The sequence below is a fragment of the Actinoplanes xinjiangensis genome, from assembly GCF_003148685.1.
Lineage (GTDB): Bacteria > Actinomycetota > Actinomycetes > Mycobacteriales > Micromonosporaceae > Actinoplanes > Actinoplanes xinjiangensis.
In genome coordinates this window covers 32,475-38,598 of the sequence record NZ_QGGR01000048.1, presented here as the reverse complement: position 1 = coordinate 38,598, position 6,124 = coordinate 32,475, and the positions used below count along the sequence as shown (strand labels likewise).

The 6,124-nt window shown below is 67.6% G+C and carries 6 protein-coding genes; 2 read left to right on the top strand and 4 right to left on the bottom strand.

Going from position 1 to position 6,124, the window contains the following annotated elements; all coding sequences use genetic code 11:
• Positions 1–260: 260 nt before the first annotated feature.
• Both BC793_RS46710 and BC793_RS46705 read right to left on the bottom strand, forming a co-directional pair.
• Positions 261–1,298: a hypothetical protein gene (locus tag BC793_RS46710; protein WP_109603105.1), complete on the bottom strand. Its 1,038-nt coding sequence runs from the start codon at positions 1,296–1,298 to the stop codon at positions 261–263.
• A gap of 574 nt (positions 1,299–1,872) precedes the next feature.
• On the bottom strand, positions 1,873–2,235 hold the full coding sequence (locus BC793_RS46705) for a HEAT repeat domain-containing protein (RefSeq protein ID WP_239170739.1): 363 nt from the start codon (positions 2,233–2,235) through the stop codon (positions 1,873–1,875).
• Between the two features lie 856 nt (positions 2,236–3,091).
• On the opposite strand from BC793_RS46705, the gene BC793_RS46700 reads away from it, so the two are divergent.
• Complete coding sequence (locus tag BC793_RS46700; RefSeq protein ID WP_109603104.1) at positions 3,092–3,616, top strand: RNA polymerase sigma factor; 525 nt, start codon at positions 3,092–3,094, stop codon at positions 3,614–3,616.
• Entirely contained in the window at positions 3,613–4,623 is a 1,011-nt protein-coding gene (locus tag BC793_RS46695) for a CU044_5270 family protein (protein WP_109603103.1), read from the top strand. Before BC793_RS46700 ends, BC793_RS46695 begins: the two co-directional genes overlap by 4 nt.
• A gap of 37 nt (positions 4,624–4,660) precedes the next feature.
• Here the strand turns inward: BC793_RS46695 and BC793_RS46690 are convergent, their stop codons facing one another.
• Entirely contained in the window at positions 4,661–5,557 is an 897-nt protein-coding gene (locus BC793_RS46690) for a pyridoxamine 5'-phosphate oxidase family protein (protein ID WP_109603102.1), read from the bottom strand.
• A complete protein-coding gene (locus tag BC793_RS46685) occupies positions 5,557–6,006 on the bottom strand; it encodes a VOC family protein (protein WP_109603101.1) in 450 nt (149 codons plus the stop codon). Before BC793_RS46685 ends, BC793_RS46690 begins: the two co-directional genes overlap by 1 nt.
• Positions 6,007–6,124 lie beyond the last annotated feature (118 nt).

The following is a 6,124-nucleotide window of genomic DNA, read 5'->3' as shown; positions in this document are numbered from 1 at the left end:
CTCTGCATCGCGTCGCGAGCCGATCCGTTACTGCCAGAACCACTCAACCGACTACGAAAACCGCGCTAGACAACCGGCATCCATGCAGGTAAGTGCGTTTGCTCGATCGATCCGGGTAGGCCCCCGTTACTGAGTGGAGATAAATCGCAGATGCATGCATACTCCACGGAATGTCGCTGACGCGGAATGCGTATGAATGAGGAAAAGGCGGACCTGGCCGCTATTTGTTGATTTCCGACTTCAAGAGATGTCGATGGAAATTAGAGGTCGTCGTCGATTGTTGAATAGTCGGGGGTCCCCGGGAGTACGTGGTCGTCTGCGTCATCCGGCACTGGGTAGCGGGCGTGGAAGGCGTGGATAGCGTTCGTGCCTTCCGTTCTCGCGTGGTGAGCGGCGAGCAGATGCCGAATATATTTGATGTCGTCGTAGTTGGGCTCTGCAGCCGCGTACAGCCGGTCGATGAGACTCTCGGACAAGGCAAGACAGCGCGGGTCGCTCCATCCGTAGTGGCGGGCCAGTTCAACATTCGCGTGTAGCGTCCGCGGGTGGTTCATTCCGAGGATCCGCTGGTGATCGGCAACGATCTGCTCGATCATCCGGGTCGCTTCCTGACTTCTGGCGGCGTCGAACGCGGCGTACAGATTGGCGTGTGCGACCCGGGAATGAACGGTTTCCGGATGCACGGGCCCTAGCCGATCACTCAACTCAGCCGCCACGCGGGCGCGGACGTCGATCGCCTGTTCACGCAGCTGGCATGCCTGCTCCGGCCGTTCGGTCTCATAGATGGCCGCTACCGCCAGCAAAGCTTGCTCCAGAAACTGCGGGTCCCGTTCGGCGAGCAACTGCGCCCACCCCCGGCGGATCCGATGATCGAGGGCTGCCTGCTCAGATGGAGTTTTGCCTGGCCACAGCTGCGCCAAAGTCGCGAGCGTAGACGGATGGTGCGGCCCAAGAACTCGTTCCTGGGCCGTAGCCAACTCCTCCAGAGCAGTGACCACCGACGTCGACCACGCATTGACGCCCGGTTGCTCGAGGATCACCCGATACTGCATGGCCAGGGTGTCCGGATGGTCAGGTCCAAGGCGCCGCAGCCTGCTTTCGAAGGCCGCAACCAGCTCGGCGAATGCCAGCTTCTCCAGCCGCGACCCATCATCGAGGTCCATGTCGTAGTCCATGTACGCGTCGTGAAGATGCAGTCGAGCCTCGACGGCCCGTGGGCCGTCGACATCACCATCCCGCGCCAGGCTTGCGATCTCTGCTCGCAGTTGGTGGATCTGAGCCAGGCGACTGCGTTTCATGAACGGACGATAGTCGCTGGTGCTCTGATTCGATGGACGCGATGCCTACTGCGATCCGGCCGGCACGCCAGTGGCGGCGCCTACTGCCACGCCGACGTCAAGGGAACCAGTCGATTACGCCCGGCGAGATCGTATGCGGCGTCCCGATGATGCCTTCGCTCAGAGACGGCCCGGAAGGAGAGATGCCCTACGGCCCATTCAACTCGACGGTCACCGACCACCTCCAACACCCGGCAGGACAACCTGGCGGAGCACCCCCCCAAACGGCCCGAACTTCGATGGTCGCGAAGTGGGATTTTGGGGCCCGCCTCCTGTAGCAGGTCGGCGGCCCGGCGGTGGATCGTCGGTTCGGCCTCGAGTTCGGCAATCTCGCGGCGGGCCGTGCTCGACTCGGTGGACGTCGTCCCCTGCATCCGGCGTCTGGCGATGGCCTCCGGTCGGCGCCAGACGTAGACCGCCTGATCGTTGATCTGCAGATCGTTCGCGAGGAGCGACCAGCGCGGGTGTCCTTCAAGAGTGCCCGAGCATGGAAGGTCACCCGAACCTACTCCATGGAATTCAGGGAAGATCGAATTCATGCGAAGTCGTCTTTCAGGACACCACTGAATCGCGCTTTCCATACCTCGATCCGAGCCTGTTTTGTGTCGAGCTTCTCCAGTCCGCAGCGGGCCCAAAAACTGAGACTATGGTCGAGCGAGTAGAGCTGTTCCACGAGCGTAGGTAGGGCGGCATCCGACCTGCTCTCGCTGATCAATTCCAGAAGCCAGGACCGCATTGCAAGATTGGGCTCAGGGCTGGCAAGTTCCGCATGGAACGCAGCAATTAAATCCTCGGTGTGCTCCTCGACATGCGCCAGGAGGTCGGCGAAGCCTTCCTCCGCAGTCATCCCGTCGCGGCTGTACATCATTCGCAGCCGCTGCTCGAACTTCTTGGTCACCCGTCGAGACTATGCCGGACTGGAGACGGTTCAACCGACAATTTCCGGTCAATCTCGAGACGCACTCAATTCGGCACGACAAGACGTCCGTCCGTGGCCGTTGACCATCGGCCGTGAGGGCGGCGTCGGCCGAGCGCGGACAGCGGCGATGGGGATGCTGCTGAATCCGGGGAACGTGTTCTCGTCGGCGGTGTCAGAAATGACCGAGACAGCGGCGGCGTGGCTGGCGGATACCGAGTGGGTGATGCAGTTGTCGTCGAGGAATGGGATGCCGATGGGGATCGGCGGGTGGTGCAGGCAGACGAACGCGGGTACGTCGGGGCGGTGGGCGCCAGCGTGGTGGCGAGCCATGCGAGTTGCTCGTCGCCCAGGAGCCCGGCGGGGCTGCCTGATCGGTGGGAGTCCAGCGCGATGATGGTCGCCGCGGGGTAGTCGACGCTGTAGGTAGTGCCTAGTGGTGTCGCCGAGGAAGCGGGACCGCCGAAGGTGGCCAGCAGAGCGTCTGGATCGTCGTGGTTTCCGGTCGTCAGATGGATCGGAAGAGGAAATTCTCGATGAGTGCCGTCCCAGGGCGTGGTGGAGGCTGGCGGCTGGTTCACCGGCCAGTGGGCCGGTGCGGATGTGAGGGTCGCTCAGGTGAGCGATGAGCATGACTGCCGCCTTCCGCCTTGGAAGATCCACAAGGTGGCAGCGGAGCCGGCCACGGTGGGGTCGACGGAACCACTGGCTGCGGCGGGTGCGTCGTCGGGACCTCAGGAGAGTCGGGGTTCGGGTGGCCGTACATCCGGGGTCGGGTTTTGGGGAATCGGCGGTGAACATCCGCGCCCTGCCGGACACAGGCAGGGTGGGAGGGCGAATGGCGAACTCAGAGGAACGGTTCACGGTGCTGTACGAGCAGCACTACGACGCCGTTGAACGTTATGTGCGCCGCCGCATCGACGACGCCGCGGTGCGTGACGTCGTTGCGGAGGTGTTTCTCGTCGTATGGCGGCGGCTGCCGGACGTTCCGGCCGACGCGCTGCCCTGGCTGTATGGGACAGCGCGGAAAGTGCTGGCCAACGAGGTCCGCGGAGCCGGCCGGCGGGCGGCCCTGACGGTGCGGGCCACCGACCACGGTGAGTTCTGGAGCGGCGACCACGCCGATGAGGTGGCCGGCCGGGTCAGTCTCACCACGGCTCTGGCCCGGCTGTCCGAGCCCGACGCGGAGGCCCTGCGCCTGGTCGCCTGGGAGGGCCTGACCCTGCGCCAGGCGGCGAGAGCGGCCGGCTGCTCGCTGCCCGCGTTCGCGATGCGGCTGCACCGGGCACGTGCCCGGCTCCGGCAGGCGCTGTCACCCGGCAGCCCGGCGCCCCTGACCACTCTGAGAGGAGAACCATCGTGATCCCATCCCTGACCCGCGATGTCCGCGGCCTGCTCGGCCCGGCCGACCCGGCCGACGGGCGCCCGCTGACCGCCGCGTCCGACCGGCGCGCCGACCTCGACCGCATCCTGGCCACTCCGCAGGCCCGGCAGGCGCGGCCGGTCGGCCGGCGTCTCGTCGCCGTGGCCGCCGCCCTCGTGGTGCTGGTCCTCGCCGGGCTGCAGATCGCGCCCCAGCCCCGCCCGGCGTATGCGGCCACGCCGCCGCTGCTGCGGTACACCGGGGGAGAAGGCCCGGCACGGGACCTGCTGACCGGCATCGCCCGCAAGGCGGCCATCGCGCCCGGCCCGGCCCGCACCGGCGACCACGAGCATCTGCTCATCCGGTCGTGGGACCTGTGGACGCAGGTCGACGGTGAACGTGTCGCCTCCGCGATCATCCCGTCCCGTACCGAGTCGTGGCGTGGCCCGGACGATTCCGGCCGGCGGGCCGTCACCTTCGAGGAGCCACAGTTCACGTCGACCACGCGAGAGTGGCTGTGGCGGGCCCAGAACCTGTTCGGCGACGGCCTCGCTCCGAGGTCCGAGGACTATCCGGCGGGGCGGTTCCCGGCGATGTGGGCCGACCAGCCGCCGGCCGGTGACCTGGACGCCTGGCTGCACCGGGCCCATCCGAAGGAGAACGGGCCCTACGAGACGATCGTCGCGGTCACCGACCTGGCCCGCGAGCGGCTCCTGACCCCGGCGACCCGGGCCGCCGCCCTGGGGATCGTCGCGCAACTGCCCGGCCTGACCTACGACGGGACCGTCACCGACCGTGCGGGCCGGGCGGGCGCCGCGTTCTCGGTGACGACCGCCGACAGTGGTCTGCCGACCCGGTACACCCTGATCCTGGACCCGGCCACCGGCACCCTGCTCGGCTACGAGAAGGTGCTCACCACGGACGCGGGCAAGCTCGACGTCCGGGTGCCCGCGGTGATCGGCTACGAGACCTACCTGGCCGCCGACTACACCGCACCGCCGGGGTAGACGCCACATCCTCGCCGCGCGGCGGGCGTCGTGGACGTCACGTCGCGGGCGGGTTGAAACGGGAGAACTCGGTGCCGCTCCAGCGCAGCGACGACGCGCCGGAGATCCGGACGGTCCGTTCGACGGTGAAGTCGACGAGACGTTGTGCGCCGGGCACCGCCGCCGCGTGGTCCGGGTCCCAGTCGACGACGGCCGAGCCGGTGAGGTGCAGGAGGCCGCCGGTGGCCCAGTCCGGCAGAAGGAGCCCGGCCCGCGGGTTGACCTCCAGGTTGCCGAAGGTGTTGAACATCGCGTTGCCCTGGTAGTCGGGCCAGCGCAGCCGGGTCGGGCTCAGCGCGCGCAGAAAACCGGGGTTGCCCCCTCGGTGGGAGGCGTCGGTGTTGCCGTCGGCGTCGGCGGTGGCGACGAAGAACGTGTCGACCGTCGTGACGAACTCCAGATCCTCGCCGGTCAGCTGGCTGCCGGGCAGGGAGGCGCCGGGCGGGGTGGGCTCCCGGCGGGGTGCCCGCCTCTGGATGTACTTGGGGCAGTTGGCGTAGATCTGCGACAGCTCGACATGCAGGCCGCCGGCGGTCGGGCGGGCGGTGCCGTTCATCCGGATGCGGCGCCGGCTGGCGGGCTCGACCGCGACCATCCCGACCCCGGCCGATCCGCTGAGGACGTCGTGCAGCGGATCGCCGGGCGGGGGCGTTGCGGCGACCTCGATCGTCGACGGGCCGGTGACCGTGATGAATCCGGGGTCACCGGTCAGCATCGTGGCCCAGACGTCACCGCGCCCATCGGTCGCGCCGACGACCAGCATCGACTGCTCGGCCAGGAACAGGCGGGCGACGGTGGGGAACGTGGTGCCGACCACGGCGGACACGTGCGCGGCCGCGTCGAGTACGCCGGCACGTCGCTGCGCGGCCAGCTCGCCGCTGTGGAAGGCGGACATCAGAAGAATCCGCAGGTGGGTGCTTCGCCTGTCGGTGCCGGGGCGTTCTCGGCGCCGGCCGGGACGAAGATCTCCAGACGTACGCCGTCCGGGTCCAGGAAGAAGATGCCACCGGATGCCGCACCCTCGCCGTGGGCGACGACCCCGTCGTGGACGAATTCCGCGCCCAGCTCTCGCAGAACCGACTCCGTCCGGGTGAGCTCGTCGAGCGACCCCGCCTGGAACGACAGGTGGTGCAGACCGGCGGTGGTGGGGGAGAAGGCGCTGTCGCTCTGCTGCCAGAGGGTCAGTACCAGGTCGCCGTCGCGGCCGAGGAAGGCCCAGCGCCGGCTGTCGTCCCTGCCTTCGGCGAGGGGCTGGAACCCGAAGACCCGCGTGTAGAACGGCAGCGAGCGGTCCAGGTCGGTGACGTTGAGACCGACGTGGCCGGTGGTGAGGGAGCTGTTCATGAGGTGCCTCTCAGGAAGGTAACCGGTGAAAGCGACTTTAGCGGTTGCCAACTCACCTTGCAACCGGTGATCTAGAGTTGACCGGTTAGTTCGCGATGCGTGGTGGAATGGGCCCGGA

What these genes read in the sequence shown, in the direction of transcription:
- BC793_RS46710 (WP_109603105.1), bottom strand. Translation starts at nt 1,298, where the DNA reads ATGAAACGCAGTCGCCTGGCTCAGATCCACCAACTGCGAGCAGAGATC.
- BC793_RS46700 (WP_109603104.1), top strand. Translation starts at nt 3,092, where the DNA reads ATGGCGAACTCAGAGGAACGGTTCACGGTGCTGTACGAGCAGCACTAC.
- BC793_RS46690 (WP_109603102.1), bottom strand. Translation starts at nt 5,557, where the DNA reads ATGTCCGCCTTCCACAGCGGCGAGCTGGCCGCGCAGCGACGTGCCGGC.
- BC793_RS46685 (WP_109603101.1), bottom strand. Translation starts at nt 6,006, where the DNA reads ATGAACAGCTCCCTCACCACCGGCCACGTCGGTCTCAACGTCACCGAC.